1 protein-coding gene is annotated in these 299 nt (G+C 24.1%); it reads left to right on the forward strand.

The annotated features are described in order from the left end of the window. Positions 1-299 (forward strand): DUF2920 family protein (locus CCO88_RS09845; protein WP_002840894.1); only part of this gene is annotated, 299 nt, incomplete at both ends.

The raw sequence follows: 299 nt of genomic DNA on the forward strand, positions 1-299 counted from the left end.
AATTATATTGCTAAAAATTTTGATGTAGTGACAATAAATGTTTTTTATCATTGTTTTTGCCAAAGGCGTTCAGATGTTGAGAAATATAGTGCATACAAATATTTTCAAGAGGAAGATATTGAAAATATTAAAAATTTATTAAATCAGTTTCATTTTTCTTATGGTGAAATAAATAATGATAATGCGCTTTTTTTAGCGAATTCTTTAGTGAAACATGTAGAAAATTTAAAAATGCAAAATAAACTCGATCATAACTTTAAACTAAATTTTACTTCAACTTTTATCCCACCTAATGGAGA

Origin of the sequence: Campylobacter coli LMG 9860, assembly GCF_000254135.1 — a bacterium.
GTDB classification, from domain to species: domain Bacteria; phylum Campylobacterota; class Campylobacteria; order Campylobacterales; family Campylobacteraceae; genus Campylobacter_D; species Campylobacter_D coli.